Genomic DNA, 19731 nt, shown 5'->3' with positions numbered 1-19731 from the left:
AACTCCGCTTGCTTCATAGCCAGCGGGGTTTTGGTGTTTAAGGCGGTGTGGATTATCGCCTGCTGAAAGGCGACCTTCGGCTATGCCAAACTATCCTGGGCCAAGGCATCGCGCGACAGCGCTGTGAACACCGTTGAAACAATGCCCTTGGCGTCTAGTCCGGCCTTTTCATACATGACGTCAGGCTTGGCCTGATCCATCCACAGATCCGGCAGAACCAGGCTGCGGACTTTGAGGCCGTGGTCAAGCAGACCCTCATTGGCCAGCATATGCAGGACCTGAGATCCGAACCCGCCAACTGCACCTTCCTCGACCGTGATCAGAACGGCATGGTGGCGGGCAAGCTGGCGGATCAGGTCGAGATCGAGCGGCTTGGCAAACCGGGCATCGGCAACCGTGGTCGGCAGGCCGGCGGCATCGAGATCTTCTGCCGCGACAAGACATTCGGCCAGCCGCGTGCCGAAGGACAGCAGCGCCACTTTCGAGCCTTCCTTGATGATCCGGCCCTTGCCAATTGGCAAAATCTCGCCGCGCTCCGGCATCTGCACGCCAACGCCTTCGCCGCGTGGATAGCGGAAGGAAATCGGACCCTCATCATAGGCGGCGGCGGTGCGCACCATATGCTTCAGCTCCGCCTCATCCGCTGCCGCCATCACCACGAAACCGGGCAGGCTGGCGAGAAAGCCGGTATCGAACGATCCGGCATGGGTTGGCCCATCGGCACCGACGAAACCGGCGCGGTCGATGGGAAAACGCACTGGCAAGCCTTGGATGGCGACGTCATGCACGACCTGATCATAGCCGCGTTGCAGGAAAGTCGAGTAGAGCGCGCAGAACGGCTTGTAGCCCTCGGCGGCAAGGCCTGCGGCAAAGGTCACGGCATGTTGTTCGGCAATGCCGACATCGAAGGTCCGTTCCGGGAACAGGTTTTGTAGCTTATCAAGCCCGGTGCCTGATGGCATGGCGGCGGTAATGCCGACGATCTTGTCGTCAAGGCGGGCTTCTTCCACCAGCGCGTCGGCAAACACGGCGGTATAGCTCGGCGCATTCGGCTTGGCCTTGGCCTGGGTACCGGTGATGACATCGAAAGTGTTGACGCCGTGATATTTGTCGGCGGCTGCCTCGGCAGGCGCATAGCCCTTGCCCTTCTGGGTCACCACATGGATCAGCACCGGCCCCTTGGCATTGTCGCGCACATTGCGCAACACCGGCAGGAGATGATCAAAGGAATGGCCGTCAATCGGGCCGATATGGTAAAAGCCCATTTCCTCGAACATCGTGCCGCCGGTTACATAGCCGCGCGCATGCTCGACGGCGCGGGTAATGGCTCGGTCGATATTCTTGCCGAGATAGGCGGTCAGTTTTTTGCCGATCTCGCGCATGCCCATATAGGTGCGCCCGGAGGCAAGCCGCGCCAGATAGGCGCTCATCGCGCCAGTTGGTGGGGCAATCGACATGTCATTGTCGTTGAGAATGACGATCAGCCGCGCATCCAGCGCGCCAGCATTGTTCAGCGCCTCAAAGGCCATGCCCGCCGACATCGCCCCGTCGCCGATCACAGCGATGACCTTGCGGTCGGTCTGGCCAAGCTCGGCTGCCACGGCCATGCCAAGGCCTGCCGAAATGGACGTGGAGGAATGGGCTGCGCCGAACGGATCGTATTCGCTCTCAGCCCGTTTGGTGAAGCCCGAAAGCCCATGTTCCTGGCGCAGCGTGCGGATGCGCTCTCGCCGCCCGGTCAGGATCTTGTGCGGATAGCATTGGTGTCCGACATCATAGATCAGCCGGTCTTCCGGGGTGTTGAAAACCTTGTGGATGGCGAGCGTCAGTTCCACCACGCCAAGCCCGGCGCCCAGATGTCCGCCCGTCACCGACACGGCATCGATCATCTCGTCGCGCAGTTCACGCGCCACTTGGGGCATGTCCTTATCTTCGATCTTGCGAAGGTCGGACGGAAACACGACCTGATCCAGCAACGGCGTGTTTGGCTTCGATGTCACAGGCTCCAGCCTCTTTTTCTCATCACTCGGTCTATCGGCTGCACAAGTTTCCTCCCGAATGCATTGCACGGCCTGAATGGTCCATGAATGGGGAAAATCATACAGTATTCAATGTCATTTGCCCGCGACCCCTGTTTGTTTCCCAGGCGCAGTGCGCCGCTGTCAATCAGGACGTTCAGGTCAATGATAGGGCAGATCCAGTAAAACTGCCCTGTTGATGCATATAGGACTTAAATGCCCCTCGGCAAAGGGACAAACGCATCTTCCTTGCTGTGGGCGTGCCAGGATCAGGCCTAGTCCTTGTCCAGCGGCTCGGCACCAACAGGCTTGCCGGCCCGGTCCAGCCTGATTTTCTCGATGCGGTTTTCGGCTGCCGACAGCAGCGCCTCGCAATGTTTCTTCAGCAACTCACCGCGCTCGTAGATCGAGATGGATTCGTCGAGCGCCACATCACCGCGCTCCAGCCGGGCCACAATGCTTTCCAGCTCGGCCACGGCCTTTTCAAAGGAATAAGCGGCAATATCGGCGGCGGCAACGTCGGTCATACTCAACCCTTCATCAATCTCGAAATATGCATGCCAGCCGACTCGGCCAGACCTTCCAGATCATAGCCGCCTTCCAGCAGGCTGACGACCCGGTTTTTGGCAAAGCGGTCGGCCACTTCCATCAGCCGCCCGGTTGCCCAGTCAAAATCCTCACCGACCAGATTGATCTGTGCCAGCGGGTCGCGGTGATGGGCATCAAACCCGGCGGAAATCAGGATGAGATCCGGGGAAAAATCATTGAGCGCCGTCAGCACCCGCGATTTGAACGCCTCGCGGAAATGGTCCGAGCCACTATTGGCAGACAGCGGTGCGTTGACGATGGTATTGTGTGGCCCAACCTCATCCTTCTTGCCCGTCCAGGGATAAAGCGGCATCTGGTGGGTGGAACAGAACAGCACGGATGGATCGTCCCAGAAAATATCCTGGGTGCCGTTGCCGTGATGCACATCCCAATCGACGATGGCGACCCGCTCGACGCCATAGACCTGCTGGGCATGGCGGGCAGCGATGGCGATGGTATTGAACAGACAGAAGCCCATCGCCTTGGTTTTTTCCGCATGATGGCCGGGCGGACGGCCCGCCACGAACACATTGTCGGCAGCACCGGTCATCACGTCGTCCACGGCGGCCATCGCCCCGCCGATGGCGGTCAGGGCGCATTGCAGGCTTTTCTGCGAGGCATAGGTATCGGCCTCCAGCTGGTTGATCCGGTCGTCCTCCTCCGGCACCTGCCGCATGACAGCGATGAAATGCTCTTCGGGATGGGCCAGCATGACAGCATCCTCATTGGCCTGCTGCGCCTGATGCCTTTCCAGCGCTGAAAAATTCGGATGCTCCAGGGCGATATTCAGCGAGCGCAGCCGGTCGGCCCGTTCAGGATGGCCTTCCGGCGTGTTGTGTTCCAGAAAGATCGGGTTTTCATAGAGCCGGGTTGTCATGACGCATCCTCCTGCCGCGCCAAACTTGCGCGACCAATCTCTTTTCCTTTACATGAGCGATCACGGCATGGAGGGCAAGGGCAATGGCGAAAAGAGAACGGCTTGATGTAACCGAAACGCTGATCGGCCTGCGCGATGTCGGGATCAGCGGACGGCTGAACAATAGCGCGCTGCTGGCGCTGTGCGAAGAAGCGCTCCACCGCTTCTGGCAGGCCCGGCCCGCAGAAGAGCAGGAGCCGGACTTTCGCGCCACCAAATTCGAGGCGCGTCTTTATGAAGCCCTGGGACCGGGCGACGCGCTGCGCTTCACCGTGCAGGTGGACAAGATCGGCGGCAAATCCGTCGGCTTCGCCATTGCGGTCGAAAGCGGCAAAACCCGCGCTGCCGACGTCGAGATCACCTGGACGGCTGTGAACAAAGACAGTGCCGAACCGGTGGCGCTATCGGAAGCGCTGCGGGATTGGCTGTATCAGTGGCTGCCATAATCATCAGTCTGTCATCCATAACCCGGGCCGCTGTTTTGCTTTGCGAATGCGATACGCGGGAATGATGACAGACGTTTACACCCGCTTCGGCAATAGCGGATAGCCGACCATCACGGCGCGGGCGGCGAGTGCTGCGATGGCGGCCTTGATCAGGTCGCCGGGCAGGAAGGCCAGCGAGCCGATCAACACCTTGTCGATCGGGGTGCCGGCCACAAAGCTCCACCAGGGCATGCCGCAGGCATAGACCACGCCGATGCCGCCGAGGATGCTGGCGGCAAAGAAGCCGATTGTCTGGCCGCTGGCGGTGGAGGAGGCGCGGGCAAAGCGTTCAGCGGCAAGGCCGGTGACGAAAGCGCCGAGAACCCAACCGAAAATATAGCCGCCGGTGGCACCAAACAGCGCGTTCAGGCCGCCGTGACCGCCCGACAGCACCGGCAGGCCCATGGCGACCAGCAGCACGACCAGCGCATAGGCCAAGGCCCCGCGCTTGGCGCCGAGAATGCAGCCGGCCAGCATCACGCCCATCGACTGGGCGGTGATCGGCACCGGAATGAAGCCGAGCGGCACGGGCGGAATAAGCCCGAGGACAACAACGATGGCGGCAAACAGCGCAATCAGAACCAGGTCTCGCGTGGTCATGGTGATCTCCTCATCAGTCAGTTCTCTTTTCGTGACGGCGAATGCCGCGGGCGTCAATGGCCTCGGCGATAGAATCGGCCTCTTTCAGTGCCAGAATAAACAGCGGCCCCAGCATCCGGTGCAGCCGCACGGGAATGCCGCGGGCCTGATGCGCGGCCTTCAGCGCCTCATATCGATCTGCGATGTCAGGCACGAAGCGCAGGGTCAGCCCCAGCGCCAGGCTGATATCGGCGGCCCGGACCAATCCCAGCCGGTCGAGCGGGGCCAGCAGCCGGTCAAGCGTCTCCATGAAGGCACCAAGCGAGGTTGTTGCTGTAATAGCTGAGGCGAGAAACAGGATGGCGAGCAGCCGCAGCGTCAGCGTTGCCGAGGTGATAAGATCCAGCGCATAGATGTTGAACAGGCCAAGCGCGGCAATGCTGATCAGCATCGGGCGGATGCGCCGCAAGGCCGCCCGCACGTCAAGCCCCAGGCTGAAATAAAGCGCGCCGGTGGCACAGGCTGCTGTGGCCTGGAGCGGCATGGACAGGCTGAAGGCAAGGCCAAGGCCGAACACCAGCAGGATGGCCAGTTTCGCCCCGACCGGCATCCGGTGCAGCCAGCTATCGCCCTCGACATGCAGGCTGTTCAACATGCGGCGATCTCGCGGTAGCGGGCAATGGCGTCGCTGGCCGGACCATCAAAGGCAAGCTTGGCGCGGTGAAACACCAGCACCCGCGAAAACCCGGCGATCAGGTCGAGGTCGTGGCTGATCACCAGCGCCTGTTCCTCCAGCGCCTCGATGGTGCCAGCCACCAGCGCCCGGTTTTTCAAATCGAGCTGGTTGGTCGGTTCATCGAAAATCACCAGACCGGGCCGGGTGACCAGAACGGCGGCCAGCGCTGCCAATTGCAGCTCACCGCCGGAGAGTTCATGCGGGCGGCGGCGCAGCAGATGGGTTATGCCGAGCCTTGCCGCAACGCTGTCCACGGCCTCGTCCAGTGCCTTGCCTTTCAGCCCACGTGCCTTTGGCCCCATGGCAATATCCTCACCGATCAGCGGCAGGATGATCTGATTGGCCGGGTTCTGGAAGATGAAGCCGGTGCGTGCCTGCACGGCCTTGGCGTCTTTTACCGTGTCCAGCCCATCCAGTGTCACATGGCCAGCACTCGGCTTGACCAACCCATTGATCAGCCGGGCAAAGGTGGATTTGCCTGATCCATTCAGGCCGATGACCCCGATCCGCTGTTCGCCGACGGTGATGGTCAGCGGTTCGAGCGCCACATGGCCGTCGAAACTGGCGCTGGCCTGATCGAAATGGATCTGCACGATGTCGATACCCTATCATTGCTGCCCTGTTCTATAGCCCGCAGAACGGCAAAGGCAAATCCGGGTTTTTCCCATTTACAGCCGCCTTGCGATTTGATCGGATGGGTTATCCGACCCATTCCCGAAGGACCCGCCCGTGACCTCATCCTTTCATCAGCCTGTCGATGCCGCTGAAGTGCCGCGTTTTGCCGGACATGCCACCTTCATGCGGCTGCCTGCCGTGACCTCGGCTGAAGGGCTTGATATCGCGCTGATCGGCATTCCCTGGGATGGCGGCACCACCAACCGGGCCGGTGCCCGCCATGGGCCGCGCGAGGTGCGCAACCAATCCAGCCTGATGCGCCGGGTGCATCATGTCTCAAAAATCGAGCCGTTCAGCCTTGCCAATATTGCCGATGTGGGGGATGTGACCGTCAACCCCATAGACCTGATGCTGGCGCTTCAACAGATAGAAGACGGCGTGGCGGCAGTTGTCGCTGCCGGTGCGCTGCCGCTCTGCGCCGGGGGCGATCATTTGACGACACTGCCGGTGCTACGGGCGGTGGCGAAATCTCAGCCAGTCGGGCTCATTCATTTCGATGCCCATTCCGATACCAATGACAGCTATTTCGGCGGCCAGCGCTTTACCCACGGCACGCCCTTTCGCCGTGCCATTGAGGAGGGCCTGCTCGATCCGAAACGCATGGTGCAGATCGGCATTCGCAGCTCCAATTACGAAGTTGACGAGCATCAATGGGCCAAGGACCAGGGCATCCGTATTATTTATATGGAGGAATTCGTCGCCCGCAGCGTGGCAGACGTGATGGCGGAAGCCCGCGCCATTGCCGGTGATGGCCCGACCTATGTCAGCTTCGATATCGACTGCATTGACCCATCGATGGCGCCTGGAACCGGCACGCCGGAAATCGGCGGCTTCCTGACCCGCGAAGTGCAGGCCATGGTGCGGCTGCTGGAGGGCGTCAATATTGTCGGTGCCGATGTGGTGGAAGTCGCGCCACCCTTCGATGTCGGCGGTATGACGGCGCTGGCCGGTGCTACCATGATGTTTGAACTGCTCTGCATCATGGCGAAAGTGGTGGCGGATCGGCGTTGAAAGCACTTTTCAAGAGAAAACCATCTTGAACAAAAAGAGAACATGCCCTATCGTCACCCCATGGCGATAGGGATAGACAACAGGACAGCACGGCGGATTTTTTTGGAGCGGCAGGGGCTTTCCCGGCCACCGGGGCGAGCGTTGAACCGCCAGGGCCTGCTGGCACTGATTACCGATCTCGGTTTCGTGCAGGTGGATAGTATCGGCACGGTGGAGCGGGCGCATCACCAGATCCTGTTTTCGCGCAATCAGACCTACCGGCGCGAAGATCTGACGGCATTGCTGGAGCAGGACCGGCTGCTGTTCGAGCATTGGACCCATGATGCCTCAATCCTGCCTTCCGCTTTTTTCCCCTATTGGAAACACCGGTTCCGGCGCGAGGAAAGCCGGATTCTGGAGCGTTGGCGCAGTTGGCGCGAGCCGGGCTTCGAGGCGGCTTTCGAGGAAACCCACCGGCGGATTACCGAGGGCGGCCCGGCCTTGTCGCGGGACATGAAGGAAGGCGACCATAAATCCGGCGGCTGGTGGAACTGGCATCCGTCGAAAACCGCGCTGGAATTTCTGTGGCGCACCGGCAAGCTATCGATTTCCGGCCGGGACAATTTTCAGAAGATCTACGATCTGACGGAGCGCTGCATTCTTCCCGACCATTTGCAGGCCGAGGTGACGCATGACGCGTTCATTGATTGGGCCTGCCGCGAAGCGCTGATCCGGCTGGGCTTTGCCACGTCAGGTGAAATCGCCGCCTTCTGGAATCTGGTCAGCCCGCAGGAGGCAAAACTCTGGCTGGAAACCCATCGCGCTGAGCTTGAGGAGATCGAGATTGCCCCTGCCGATGGTGGAAAGCCGCGCCCTTCCTTCGCGCTGGCGGATCGGCTGGAAACACTGACCACTCCGCCAGAGCCGCGCGCCCGCATCCGGGTGCTCAGTCCCTTCGATCCGCTGATCCGCGACCGCGCCCGTACCGAGCGCCTGTTCGGCTTCTTCTACCGGATCGAGGTGTTCGTGCCGGAGCCGAAACGGCAATATGGCTATTATGTCTTTCCGCTGCTGGAAAGTGACCGGCTGATTGGCCGGATCGATATGAAAGCCAACCGCAAGGCCGGTACACTGGACGTGAAGCGGTTATGGCTGGAGCCGGGCATCAGGCCCTCGACCGGACGGTTGGAAAAGCTTGACCAGGAATTGACCCGGCTTGCCCGCTTTACCGGGGTGGAGACGGTGAGCTACGGGGAGGGTTGGCTCAGTCCTTGAGCGGCTTGCCGGCGCGATCCGTGAGGATCTTCACAAAATTCACCTTGGTCATCATCATGTCCTTATCGGCATAATGGACAATCTCATCGGGAGAGCGGGTGCCGACCACCAGATAGACGCAATCCGTATTGGAGCGGTTTTCCAGGCAGTGGCTGAGGGGAACGCCCGCCTTGAAGGTTGCGGCATCGCCCGGCGTCATCTCTGTAATTGTGTCACCTTCCAGCAAGGTGGCAGTCCCCGTGAGCATATAGATGAACTCATCTTCCTGCTCATGCCAGTGTTTGTGAGACGAACGGGAGCCGGGCGGCAATGTTTCAAGGAGCGCGCCGAATTGTGTCAGGCCGCCCGCATCGCTTAAGCGCCGTGCACTGTAGGGGCCAAGTTCAGCGTTGATGCCCTCGGCGGTGCCAATATCCAAGGCGGCGTTTTCAGCTTTGATAACAGGCATGGTTTCCTCAACCGTTTATCAGTTGTTCCATACCGAGAGATAACGCAAAAAAGGGTGTGCCGCCACACACCCTTCTTTCGCATAGCCATGGCAAAGCCGTGGCTACTCCTCGTCCGTATCCATATATTCCAGATAATGCGCTTCGATCTGCTGGATCGGAGATGCTGCTTTTGCCTCGTCGATGGCCGCCGAGGCGCCGGTTTTCACACCAGCTGTTTTCTTGGTCGAATCCAGGCTCCAGAGCGCGTTGGCCAGGGAGGCAGACAATAGCGTGCTGGTGGAATTTCCACCGGCAGAGCGCGAGCGGGGCGTGGTCGCAGACTCTACGGCAACATCTTCGACGCTGGACGCGCCATGAATGTAGCGGCTCTGATACTGTGAATTGCCAAGGCTGCTGTCGATCCTCATCGCAGGCCCTTTCTGTTCGCTTCGTTAACCCTTTATTAACGAACGAAGCTTGCGCGAGGCTTGCGTCAGATCCGGTTTTTTCGAGAAATTGTGGAGCCGGTAGGCATTTGCACTAGATCTAGTTTTATCAACATTTTCTACTGAAGAAAATACGAATTTCCCGACAGTTTTGTTAGAATTTGTAAAGATCAATTCGAATTATACAACTATTAGGCGCTCGAGACCTGCAAGACTTGAACTATACTACGGTGGGAAGCTTCGCCGACAATGCCTTCAGGCAAAGCTCGAAAGCCGTCAGGTCGCTATAGAGCTGATCGGCTTGCGCCTGATGGGTAAAAATCGGCCCGCCACGACGTTCGATCCCGCCATGCAGCATAAGATTTTCGATCATATCGAAATCCTCCAATGACAGACCATCCGGCCCGCGCTTGCGCTGATCAGGACCGAGCGTCACCTTGCCCTGATAAAATCCGGCGGTGCGGGCATAGTGATTGTCGATGATATTGGTATAGGCAGCGACGAGCTTGCCCTGCGCGCACATATAGCCCAGCTCGAAAGCCGTGCCGGGATCGGCGGCAATGCCACGAAACGGAGTGAGATTGGCGATCACCCCATCGGCCCGGTTCATCATATCCTCATCGACGGCACTGATTTTCAACCCGAACGCATGCAAGGTCGGGGCCGGCTCAATGGAAATATCACCGGGGCAGATCGGCTCGAACCCATAGACCCGTGTCATCGTCGCCTTGGCATCGAGCACCTCGCGGGCATCAGCGAGAAACACTTCGGGACCGGCGAGATAAAGCTTCAGTGACATGGATTGGGTTCCTGAAAAACTCATTTCTCCGCGCAACCTTGCCCTGCGAGACCTTATGATGCGCGTATAATCATGGGTATGGCCAGGCTTCAGGCGATCTCGGTTTCCGAAATCTTGATGCCAAAGCCCTCCAGGCCGACGTAATGGCGTTCACGCGAGGCCATCAGCCGGATCGAGGTGACGCCGAGATCTTTCAGGATCTGGGCGCCGAGGCCGATTTCCAGCCATTCGCTTTCGCGCGTCTGGGCTTCCTGATGGGCCTCGCGGTCATGCATGCCTCCCCTGGCCGTCGTGGAGGCGCCGACGCCGACGGAGCCTTCGCGCAGATAAACGATAATGCCGCGGCCTTTTTCTGCGATCCGTTTCAGCATGCTATCGATCTGGCGGGCACCGCCGAACACATCGGCACCGACATTTTCCAGATGCAGGCGTACCGGAATATCGACGCCGTCGCGGATGTCACCGAACACCACCGCCAGATGCTGCATCGGATCCCAGGGTAGGGAATAGGCATGGGCCTTGGCCGGGCCATAAGCCGTCTGGATCTCGAAGGTCGACATCAGCTGGATCAGGGTTTCCTTGCGCTGGCGATAGGCAATCAGGTCGGCGACCGAGATCTGTTTCAGCTTGTGCTTTTCGGCAAAGGCCGAGACCTGCGGGCCGCGCATCACCGTGCCGTCGTCATTGACCATTTCCGAGATCACGCCGATCGGCGGCAGGTTGGCCAGCCGGCAGAGATCGACAGCTGCTTCCGTATGGCCTGACCGCATCAACACGCCACCTTCGCGCGCCACCAGCGGGAAAATATGGCCGGGGCGGACGAAATCGGCGGGACCGACATTGGGATTGGCGAGATTGCGAACTGTGAGCGTCCGGTCATCAGAGGATATGCCGGTCGTGGTGCCATGCTTGAAATCGACGCTGACCGTAAAGGCTGTCGTATGGGCGCTGTCGTTTTCGGCGACCATGGCCGACAGGTTCAGCCGCTTGGCTTCCTCCTTCGGCATTGGGGTGCAGACGATGCCTGACGTATGGCGGATGATGAAGGCCATTTTCTCCGACGTGCAATGTACGGCGGCAACGATCAGGTCACCTTCGTTCTCGCGGTCGTCGTCATCGGTGACAATGACGATTTCACCGGCTTCAAAAGCCCGGATAGCGTCAACGACACGGGTCTGCTCATAGGTCATGATGATTTCCTTACTTCAAACGACCGGTTTGGCCACGGTCGCGCAGATAATGATCCGCCAGCGCACACGCCACCATCGCCTCGCCAACCGGCACGGCCCGGATGCCGACGCAGGGGTCGTGGCGGCCCTTGGTGCGAATATCGACATTCCGGCCCTGCGAATCGATGGACTGGCGCTCGGTGAGGATGGACGAGGTCGGCTTGATGGCAAACCGCGCCACAATGGGTTCGCCAGTGGAAATTCCGCCGAGAATGCCGCCAGCATGGTTGGACAGGAAAATAGGCTGCCCGTCATTGCCCATCCGCATCTGATCGGCATTTCCCTCGCCGGTGATTTCGGCGGCACCAAAGCCATTGCCGATTTCAACACCCTTGACGGCATTGATCGACATCAGCAGCGCGGTAATATCCTGGTCCAGCTTGGCATAGATCGGGGCGCCCAGCCCGGCCGGCACGCCTTCGGCCACCACCTCCACCACGGCTCCCACTGAGGAACCCTGCTTGCGGATCTGATCGAGATAGTCTTCCCAGACGGGGACGATCTTCGGGTCCGGTGCAAAGAACGGATTATTGCCGACCTCGGCCCAATCCCAATTGGCACGATCGATCTTGTGGGTGCCGATCTGTACCAGCGCGCCGCGAATGGTGACGCCGGGCAGAACCAGGCGGGCAATGCCGCCCGCTGCCACCCGCGCTGCCGTTTCGCGCGCCGAGGAGCGTCCGCCACCGCGATAATCTCGAATGCCATATTTCAGGTCGTAGGTATAATCGGCATGGCCGGGGCGATATTGCTGAGCGATTTCGCCGTAATCCTTGGATCGCTGGTCAGTATTGTCGATCATCAACGAAATCGGTGTGCCGGTGGTGATCATCGAGCCGTCGTCCTGCGGCATGACGCCGGAGAGCACTTTGACCAGATCGTCTTCGCGCCGCTGGGTGACGAACCGCGACTGGCCGGGTTTGCGCTTGTCGAGCCAGACCTGCAGGTCTTCGAGCGTGAACCTCAGGCCGGGGGGACAACCATCCACCACCGCGCCAAGGGCTGGACCATGGCTTTCGCCCCAGGTGGTGACACGGAAAAGGTGACCGAAACTATTATGCGACATATGCTGAAACCGGGTCCGCTTTGCCAGGGGATAAGCCCTGCCTTTTACAAGGCCCCACTCTTAGTAGAAAAGCCGCAAGCGTGAAAAGGCTTTCTTTGCGGCAATGGTGCAAAAACCGGAAAAGCTTTGCGTGAGTTGGAGCTTATGATGCCATCTGACGGTCTGTCTGCAAGGCGAAACGGCCGAACTCCTCGAAGGGCAGCGGTTTTGCAAAAGCGTAGCCTTGCAGAAGGTCGCAACCCAGTTCGCGCAGGATCTGTGCGTGGGCGGTGCTTTCGACGCCTTCGGCCACGGTTGCCACCCCCAGAGAACGGGCAATGTCGATGATCGAGCGTACCATGGCCCGTTCCCGGCTGGAATTGAGCAGGGGCATCACCAGTTGCCGGTCGATTTTCAGCCGCTTGGGTTGCAGTTTCAAAAGGCTGATGATCGACGTGTGGCCAGTGCCGAAATCGTCGATTTCGATGTCGATGCCCAGCGCTTTGATCCGCTCGATATTGGTGGTGGCAATATCCTCGCTTTCATCGAGAAAGATCGATTCGACCAGTTCGAAGGAAATTTCACCGGGCGAAATGCTGAGGCCTTCCAGCGTCTCGATCAGCCCGGCATCATGCAGCCGACGGGACGAGACATTAACGGAAATCTTGGGGAGTTTCACACCCATGGCGGCCCAGCGCATCTTGTCCTTCAGCGCCAGTTCCAGCACGATCTGGTCGATACGTGCCATGACATTCAGGTCTTCCGCTACTTTCAGGAAGCTATTGCTGGGCAGGATGCCGCGGGTCGGATGCTGCCAGCGGACCAGCGCCTCGGCGCCGACCAGTTCCATGCTGTTGGCGCAGAATTGCGGCTGATACCAGGCGGTGATCTCGTCATTTTCCAGAGCGTGCAGCAATTCATCGGCGATACGCTTCGAGCTGACAATATTGGCCTGGAGATTTTCGGTGAAGAATTGGAAACAGTTGCGACCCTGCCGCTTGGCTTCATAGAGCGCCAGGTCGGCATTGATCAGGATCTTTCGGGCATCGGTTCGCAGTCCCTTGGCCTCGGCAATGCCGATGGAAACGCCGCAGCGACAGATGAAGCCCTCGAAATCCACGGGTATGTTGATGTCCTGGATGATGCGTTCGGCAAGCTCGGCGGCGGCCTTGGCATCGATTGGTCCATGCAGCAAAACCACGAATTCGTCCCCGCCAATCCGCGCCACCAGATCGCCGCTGTTCATGTGGCGCGATAGAACCCGTGCCGCATTGACCAGCATGGCATCGCCTGCGGCGTGGCCCAGCGTGTCGTTGATTTCCTTGAACCGATCCAGATCGAGATGCAGAATGGTGAAGCGGCTTCTGTTTGCCTGGGACTGCCGCGTCAGGCTATCCAGGGCGATATCCAGCTTGCGACGATTGGCAAGGCCGGTCAGCGGATCATGCAAGGCATTGAATTCGATCCGGTTCTTGGTCAGTTCAAGCTCGATATTGCGCGCTTCCGCCTCGGCCTTCGCCGTGCGCAATTCTTCCGTCAGCAGCACATCAGCTGTCACATCGAAGCTGATGCCGATCAGCTTTTTGCGTCCGTTGCGGTCAATATGCACCTGGCCAACGGAACGCACCCAGCGCGTCCCGCCCTTTTCCAGCGGCACCCTTTGGCTGGTGTTGAGGCGCGTATGTTGCTCTACTGCGTTGCGCGCGGCTTCCATCAACATCTCATGATCGTCTTTGTGAACCTTGCTCAACCACAGGGCGTCGGAGATGTGGCCGGTGGTGACCGGAATATTGTAGAGATGGCACATGCGTTCGTCCCAGACGGTGTGGCCTGTGGAAAAATCATGTTCCCAGACGCCGCAGCCATAGGAATCCAGAGCCAGTTCAAACCGATAGGACAGGCTTTCCAACTGCTGCTCTCGGATGGACAATTCGTCCAGGGCCAGTTCCAGTTCCGCATTCTTGATGTCGGAACTCTCCTTGGCAGCCCGTAGATCGTTTTGCATGGCGACATCGGCAGTAATGTCCCAGACGAGACCCGTCACACGGTTATGCCCGGAGGCATCCGCATGGCTGCCGACGGAGCGCAAGGTGCGGATCGCGCCGCTCTCCAGCACGACCCGGTAATCCTGGCTGTTTTCGCCTTGCTGGCAGGCCATAACATGGGCTTGCGCCTTGGCGCGGTCTTCCGGATGCACGGTTTCCAACCAGCGGGTCATGTCCTGATCGAGATCGCCGCCGCTGCCTGCTCCATGCAATTGTGCGGCACGGCTGTCTTGATGGAGGGTCGGATTGCCGGTTGCAAGTTCCCACATACCGATATTGGAACTGTCCATTGCCAGTTCGAAACGCCGGGTCAAGGCCCGGTACTTGTCTTCCATCTGCTGGAGCGCGCGCCGGCGTTTGGCGCGGGAGATGAAAAGTATTGCTATGCCGCAGAGCGGTGCTGCAAAAGCCAGATCCACGGCAACCAGCGTCATGACGAAATTACTGTGATCCTGCGGTTTCTGCTGCCAGCCTGCCCGGGGGCGGCCATACACTTGCAGCGTCCCGCCTTGAAGCGCCATGGTCAGTATTTCCGGGTTTTCCCCGGTCATGTTCTGCTTGGCCAAATCCGGCCTGGTCAAATCCTGTGCCGCGAGCGACGGGCTACCAAAAACAGTGCGCGGACCGGATGCGGTCTGCACCATGACGGCAATCTCGACGGCCGGTCCGTTGCCGACCGGAGCGGTGGCGCCATCGGCGATGGCGGACTGGATGAATTTGGCGGTATCCAGAATGGCACGGACATGGATAGGGGAGGGCGTCACATCGGCGGCGGTGAGATCCAGTTGCAATTGCCCGTCATCCAGCAATTGCATATCCGTGCCCGGATCCAGGCCGATCGTCATATTGCTGTTGGGGGAGAGCCCTTGCTGCGTCCACACCTGTTCTATGACAGTGCCGCGGGCCAGCACCAAAGCTCGAAATTCCGGACGTTCCCTTAGAATACCGCGAACAAGCCCCTCCGTTTGCGGCGAGGCCAATGCGCCTTCAAGCGGTGACAATGCATGGACAAGATGCCGAAGCGCGAAGAAATTCTCCTCGGTTCTTTGGGTCATCATCCCGCTGACCCGCTGCAGGTCCGCTTGGACTTGCCTGCGCAATTGGCTGCGGTAGTCGGTGATATTGAGATAACCGATATAGGCAAGCAGGCTTGTCAGCAGGACAAACGCCAGGGCCAATAACGCCATCGCCACATTGCTGGAACGGCGTGTTTGGAGATCGGCGGGATTTGCGAATTCTGTCATTATCCTGCCATACACATTATACCGAGTCATCGAAGATGCTCACACATCTTCGGCTGATAAGAATTTCTGATATCTCACATGCAGCAGAGACGTTGTGCTCGGCCATTTATTCTGCCTGAAACATCTGATGCTATGCTTTGATCTTAGGTAATATGATATTGTAACGGTTGTTAATTTAGCATTTATATTAGTTGAAATCAGTGGGATTTAAAAGGTATCGTCAATAAAACGTGAGGGAGGGGATGGTGCTGTTCATGACTGAAACATTGGTGCAGGACAGTCTGCTGTGTTCAGTGGTGGGAATGCTTGCATCCGCCTTTGTGGATGGCTTTTGATCTGTTGTTTGCCGTTTGTCTTTTCGGAAAAAATATGCAGTAGAATTTTCCTTAAGAAAAGTGGATTCCAGTTTTCTGCGCGATGCTGTAGAGCTTTGCGGTAAAATAAAAAATCTGGGCGTGAGATGCTATCCTGGAATATCGCACCACGCTTTAATACCAAGTTATCGAAGATGCTCGTGCGTCCTCACTTGACAAGATTTTCGAATATCTCAAATGCGGCAACGTCTTGAGATATTCGAAAACGGAATCCGAGCTGCCACCTCAATGACTCTCCTGATGAGTGCAGGGGATAAGTGCTGGCGAGGGGAAAATTCTGCCACATTCGGAGGCTTATTTGCAAGTACGTGACGATTCTAGACCGAAAGCAGGGGCAAAAACCATGCGCTTCCTTATAGCTATGCTGTTGCTGGCCGGCAGCCTGTTTTCGCCAATGGGTGCGCTTGCGCAAAGCGATGACGTGGAATCGACCATCAAGTCGATCAGCACCGAAAAGCTGACCCTGACGCTGGAGGATGGCAAAACCTATTCGGTGCCAGCGGAATTCAATTTCGACGGCCTGACGACCGGCGTCAAGGTTGTGGTTTATTACACCATGGTCGATGGCAAGCGCGTTGTGGACGATTTGCAGGTCGTGAACTGACGCCGATCTGTCAAAGCCAATTCAGGCTATTGTTTTCAAGGTCGATCAGAAGAATTTTGTCCTGGGGGATTGGCATGGCGCAGGCCTCGTTGGCATCGACATTGCCAATCAGCCGGAACAGGCTGCGGATAACGCCGCCATGGGTCACGGCCACGGTTGGCTGGCGGACTGAGGCAAGCCAGGCACCGGTGCGCCAGGACAGGATCTCATAGCTTTCAGCCCGTTGGCCAGGAGCAATGAAGTCCCATTTGCCCTGGGATCGCTGTTTGACCCGCTCTGGGTACAGCTCTTTCAATTCGCGGGTTGTATGACCTTCCCAGTCGCCAAAACAGATTTCCTTCAACCGGTCGTCGAGCCGGTAACGCTCGGGTTCAAGACCCATTTCGGTGCGGACCCGCTGCATGGTCTCGCGGGTGCGGCCAAGAGGGGAGGCGACGAAGTCGAATGTATCGACTGTATCGCCCAGCACATGGCGCAGGGTTTCGCCATTGCGCATCGCCTGGCCACGGCCCGTGGCGTTCAGCGGAATATCCGTCTGGCCCTGAAACCGACCTTCGGCGTTCCAGTCCGTCTGTCCGTGGCGAATGACGTAAAGCAGCACGGCAGACGAACCTTTCAAGCCCTGTTCTTGGTCTTGTTCCCGGCCTTGTGTCCGGGTCTTAATCCTTGACGACCGACATATCCGGCGCGTCCACGGCCTTCATGCCGACGGTGTGGTAACCGCAGTCGACGTGATGGACTTCGCCGGTCACACCGCTGGACAGGTCCGACAACAGATAGAGGCCGGATGTGCCGACTTCGTCGGTCGTGACATTGCGCTTCAGCGGCGAATTATATTCGTTCCACTTCAGGATATAGCGGAAATCGCCGATGCCGGAGGCTGCCAAAGTCTTGATCGGACCAGCCGAAATGGCATTGACCCGAATGCCGCGCTTGCCCATGTCGACGGCGAGATAGCGGACACTGGCTTCCAGCGCTGCCTTGGCCACGCCCATCACATTATAATGCGGCATGACTTTTTCCGCACCGTAATAGGTCAGCGTCAGCAATGCGCCGCCATCCTTGAGAATGGCTTCTGCCCGCTTGGCGACAGCGGTAAAGGAATAAACAGAAATATCCATGGTGCGGGCGAAGTTTTCGCGGCTGGTATCCAGATAGCGGCCGGTTAACTCGTCCTTGTCGGAAAAGGCGATGGCATGCACGACGAAGTCGATCTTGCCCCACTTGTCCTCGACATTCTTGAACACGGCATCGACGCTTTCCAGATCGGTCACGTCGCAATCGCCTGCCATGAAGCCCTCAAGCTCCTGGGCCAGCGGCTCGACACGCTTTTTCAACGCATCGCCCTGCCATGTCAGCGCAATCTCCGCGCCGGCATCCCGGCAGGCCTTCGCTATGCCCCATGCGATGGAACGATTATTGGCAACACCCATGATGATGCCACGTTTGCCTGCCATGAGGCCCGAAATTTGAGCCATTCGTTGCTCCCTAAGACTTCTATCGAACCTGCCTATCGCATAGGCCGATCCTTGGTTCAAGCTGTGCTACACCTGTCTTCATGGGAGAGAGGCAACAAATACTGTAAGGAGCCGTAACAAAGGGTGTGGCTATCACTGTGTGATTACAGCGAAATTCGGTTTAACCCGTCATTTTTCCGGGGGGCGGAAACTATAGGAAAAGCCCGTGCTTCATCACTTTCATCAGATCCGTGACTTTTTCGTCCGGTTTTTCCCAGAGCACGACCCTGATTTCCACCACCAGTGCGCCCCGTTCGTCCGGGCCGCTGGGCAGGCCTTCGCCTTCGATGCGAATGCTCTGGTCCGAGCCGGTCCAGGCCGGTACGGTAATGTCGAGCGGTCCTTGCGGCCCTTCGATCACCGTGTCGCATCCCAGCACGGCATCCTCAAGCTTGATCGGCACGACGCAGTGAATGTCATAGCCATCGACGCTGAAGGCAGGGCTTTTCAACACCCGCAGCGTGACCAGCACATCGCCGGTTAACATGCTCGGCACTTTCAGCCCCTTGCCGGACAGCCGGGCAATGCTGCCATCGGTATACCCTGCTTCCAGCGGCAGCCTCACCTCGCGTCCATCGCTGAGCTGGACGGAAATGGTGTTGTGTTGCAACAGGTCGTCAATGGCGATGGTGGCCTCGACCATGATGTCGGGGGCCTTTTCGAGAACCGGCGGCGCCGGTTTGCGAATGCGTCGCACCAGCGATGAAATCAGGCCAAGAACCGGAAGTGCAAAGCCGCGTGACCGGTTACCGTCTTCGCTCGCCTCGTCTTCACCTCGCCGCTGATCGGTCTGGGCAGCGCCGAAAATCTTCGAGACGGCATCGTCTGCCGCATCCGGGCTGGCGGGGCGGCTGGGGGCTGCCGTTTCGGCGGTGTCGGGAGCCGCTTTCGCGGTTTCCGGCTTTGCTGCGGCCTGGGGCTGGGCTTGAGCCTGCGTTTGAGCCTGGGCTTTGGCCGAGGCGTTGGCGCTTGCCGTTGCGTCGGCCGACGCATTGGCGGCCTGGGCTTCGGCCGATTGCGCGCGGGCGCGGGCGGCCTCAACCTTGACATTCAGCATTTCGGCGGCTTTTTCAGCCTTGGCCTTTTCCGCCTCGATGCGCGCCAGATCGGCCATGACGCGCTCCGCATTGGCCTTGGCCTGACGGGCGCGCTCGGCGGCCGCACGGGCTTCCTCGCGTTGTTGCATGATCGTCTGTTCGCGTTTCATGGCGTCCATTTTCGAGCGTTGCTGGTCGTAGCGGCTTCGTTTTGCGGGGTCCTTGAGCACATCATAGGCCTGCCCGATTTCCGCAAACCGTTGGGTTGCTGTTGGGTCCTCCCGGTTCTGATCGGGATGAGAGGTCTTGGCTTTCGAGCGCCAGGCAGCCTTGATCTCGTCAGTACCAGCATCGCGCTGCACGCCGAGAATGGAGTAGGGATCACGCATTTTACCACCAACCAAATACAAGAGCGGTTCAATTGAGATCTGTCCGGGTCACGACATCGCACCCGTAAGGGGAAATATGATGTACCGTAACACTTTCAATCTGTTGCGGAAATTTCAGAACAAAAGATTTTTGCCCAGCAATTTCGCAGAAAGGTGAATCATTCACGCTCATACGCGGCAAGCATTGTCTTTATATGTCTCGCCACGGGACATGATTATATTAGGAAGCAGATGCTAACCAGTGGTTACGCTTGGGGAATAATTCCTTGAATCAGGCTTTGATGCCAATGGAATTTACGCAATGGGTGCTGC

General features: G+C 58.7%; 19 protein-coding genes. 4 read left to right on the top strand and 15 right to left on the bottom strand.

The features are described 5' to 3' along the window. Positions 1–80 precede the first annotated feature (80 nt). From dxs to IEI95_RS22560, 3 genes are all read right to left on the bottom strand, one after another. A complete protein-coding gene (gene dxs / locus IEI95_RS22570; RefSeq protein WP_194417057.1) occupies positions 81–2000 on the bottom strand; it encodes a 1-deoxy-D-xylulose-5-phosphate synthase in 1920 nt (639 codons plus the stop codon). A gap of 293 nt (positions 2001–2293) precedes the next feature. Beyond that, positions 2294–2545, bottom strand: coding sequence for an exodeoxyribonuclease VII small subunit (locus tag IEI95_RS22565; protein ID WP_156531538.1), 252 nt, complete (start codon positions 2543–2545; stop codon positions 2294–2296). A gap of 2 nt (positions 2546–2547) precedes the next feature. Then, complete coding sequence (locus IEI95_RS22560) at positions 2548–3483, bottom strand: histone deacetylase family protein (protein ID WP_015915131.1); 936 nt, start codon at positions 3481–3483, stop codon at positions 2548–2550. An 83-nt stretch (positions 3484–3566) separates the two neighbouring features. Here IEI95_RS22560 and IEI95_RS22555 point away from each other — a divergent pair, with 83 nt between their 5' ends. Beyond that, positions 3567–3968 carry an acyl-CoA thioesterase gene (locus IEI95_RS22555; RefSeq protein WP_015915132.1) on the top strand — a complete coding sequence of 134 codons (402 nt, stop codon included), beginning with the start codon at positions 3567–3569 and terminating at the stop codon, positions 3966–3968. Between the two features lie 75 nt (positions 3969–4043). Here IEI95_RS22555 and IEI95_RS22550 read toward each other — a convergent pair whose 3' ends face one another. The 3 genes from IEI95_RS22550 to IEI95_RS22540 are packed head-to-tail and all read right to left on the bottom strand — an operon-like array spanning position 4044 to position 5915. Beyond that, positions 4044–4607, bottom strand: coding sequence for a biotin transporter BioY (locus IEI95_RS22550; protein ID WP_156531539.1), 564 nt, complete (start codon positions 4605–4607; stop codon positions 4044–4046). 13 nt (positions 4608–4620) lie between these two features. Next, on the bottom strand, positions 4621–5241 hold the full coding sequence (locus IEI95_RS22545; RefSeq protein WP_156531540.1) for an energy-coupling factor transporter transmembrane component T family protein: 621 nt from the start codon (positions 5239–5241) through the stop codon (positions 4621–4623). Then, positions 5235–5915 (bottom strand): energy-coupling factor ABC transporter ATP-binding protein, encoded by a 681-nt coding sequence (locus IEI95_RS22540; protein ID WP_194417056.1) that lies wholly within the window; start codon positions 5913–5915, stop codon positions 5235–5237. The genes IEI95_RS22545 and IEI95_RS22540 overlap by 7 nt, the downstream gene beginning before the upstream one ends. Before the next feature lie 136 nt (positions 5916–6051). Here IEI95_RS22540 and speB point away from each other — a divergent pair, with 136 nt between their 5' ends. After that, positions 6052–7008 (top strand): agmatinase, encoded by a 957-nt coding sequence (speB, locus tag IEI95_RS22535; protein WP_194417055.1) that lies wholly within the window; start codon positions 6052–6054, stop codon positions 7006–7008. Positions 7009–7068: 60 nt separating this feature from the next. Next, the gene (locus IEI95_RS22530) at positions 7069–8262 is read left to right on the top strand and encodes a winged helix-turn-helix domain-containing protein (protein ID WP_156531630.1); all 1194 of its coding nucleotides are present in this window, start codon (positions 7069–7071) and stop codon (positions 8260–8262) included. On the opposite strand, the gene IEI95_RS22525 is transcribed toward IEI95_RS22530, so the two are convergent. From IEI95_RS22525 to IEI95_RS22500, 6 genes are all read right to left on the bottom strand, one after another. Next, positions 8252–8710, bottom strand: coding sequence for a cupin domain-containing protein (locus IEI95_RS22525; RefSeq protein ID WP_156531541.1), 459 nt, complete (start codon positions 8708–8710; stop codon positions 8252–8254). The two genes, IEI95_RS22530 and IEI95_RS22525, sit on opposite strands and share 11 nt — an antisense overlap. A 102-nt stretch (positions 8711–8812) precedes the next feature. After that, entirely contained in the window at positions 8813–9118 is a 306-nt protein-coding gene (locus IEI95_RS22520) for a hypothetical protein (RefSeq protein WP_087727425.1), read from the bottom strand. Positions 9119–9356: 238 nt separating this feature from the next. After that, on the bottom strand, positions 9357–9935 hold the full coding sequence (locus tag IEI95_RS22515) for a nucleoside 2-deoxyribosyltransferase (RefSeq protein ID WP_156531542.1): 579 nt from the start codon (positions 9933–9935) through the stop codon (positions 9357–9359). An 89-nt stretch (positions 9936–10024) separates the two neighbouring features. Continuing rightward, the gene (gene ribB / locus IEI95_RS22510) at positions 10025–11125 is read right to left on the bottom strand and encodes a 3,4-dihydroxy-2-butanone-4-phosphate synthase (protein WP_015915142.1); all 1101 of its coding nucleotides are present in this window, start codon (positions 11123–11125) and stop codon (positions 10025–10027) included. Positions 11126–11135: 10 nt separating this feature from the next. Further along, on the bottom strand, positions 11136–12230 hold the full coding sequence (aroC, locus tag IEI95_RS22505) for a chorismate synthase (RefSeq protein ID WP_156531543.1): 1095 nt from the start codon (positions 12228–12230) through the stop codon (positions 11136–11138). A gap of 142 nt (positions 12231–12372) precedes the next feature. Then, positions 12373–15498 carry a bifunctional diguanylate cyclase/phosphodiesterase gene (locus IEI95_RS22500; RefSeq protein ID WP_234934254.1) on the bottom strand — a complete coding sequence of 1042 codons (3126 nt, stop codon included), beginning with the start codon at positions 15496–15498 and terminating at the stop codon, positions 12373–12375. Between the two features lie 717 nt (positions 15499–16215). On the opposite strand from IEI95_RS22500, the gene IEI95_RS22495 reads away from it, so the two are divergent. Next, complete coding sequence (locus IEI95_RS22495; protein WP_060719096.1) at positions 16216–16476, top strand: DUF1344 domain-containing protein; 261 nt, start codon at positions 16216–16218, stop codon at positions 16474–16476. A gap of 10 nt (positions 16477–16486) precedes the next feature. On the opposite strand, the gene IEI95_RS22490 is transcribed toward IEI95_RS22495, so the two are convergent. The 3 genes from IEI95_RS22490 to IEI95_RS22480 all read right to left on the bottom strand — a co-directional run bounded on the left by IEI95_RS22490 (position 16487) and on the right by IEI95_RS22480 (position 19419). Further along, a complete protein-coding gene (locus IEI95_RS22490) occupies positions 16487–17077 on the bottom strand; it encodes a histidine phosphatase family protein (RefSeq protein WP_174110352.1) in 591 nt (196 codons plus the stop codon). Between the two features lie 58 nt (positions 17078–17135). After that, positions 17136–17954, bottom strand: coding sequence for an enoyl-ACP reductase FabI (gene fabI / locus IEI95_RS22485; RefSeq protein ID WP_041696286.1), 819 nt, complete (start codon positions 17952–17954; stop codon positions 17136–17138). A gap of 190 nt (positions 17955–18144) precedes the next feature. Then, positions 18145–19419, bottom strand: coding sequence for a DnaJ C-terminal domain-containing protein (locus IEI95_RS22480; protein WP_156531547.1), 1275 nt, complete (start codon positions 19417–19419; stop codon positions 18145–18147). Positions 19420–19731: the final 312 nt, after the last annotated feature.

The organism is Agrobacterium vitis, from assembly GCF_014926405.1.
Lineage (GTDB): Bacteria > Pseudomonadota > Alphaproteobacteria > Rhizobiales > Rhizobiaceae > Allorhizobium > Allorhizobium vitis_H.
The sequence above is the reverse complement of the archived record's forward strand: the minus strand, read 5'-3'. Positions and strand labels throughout refer to the sequence as shown.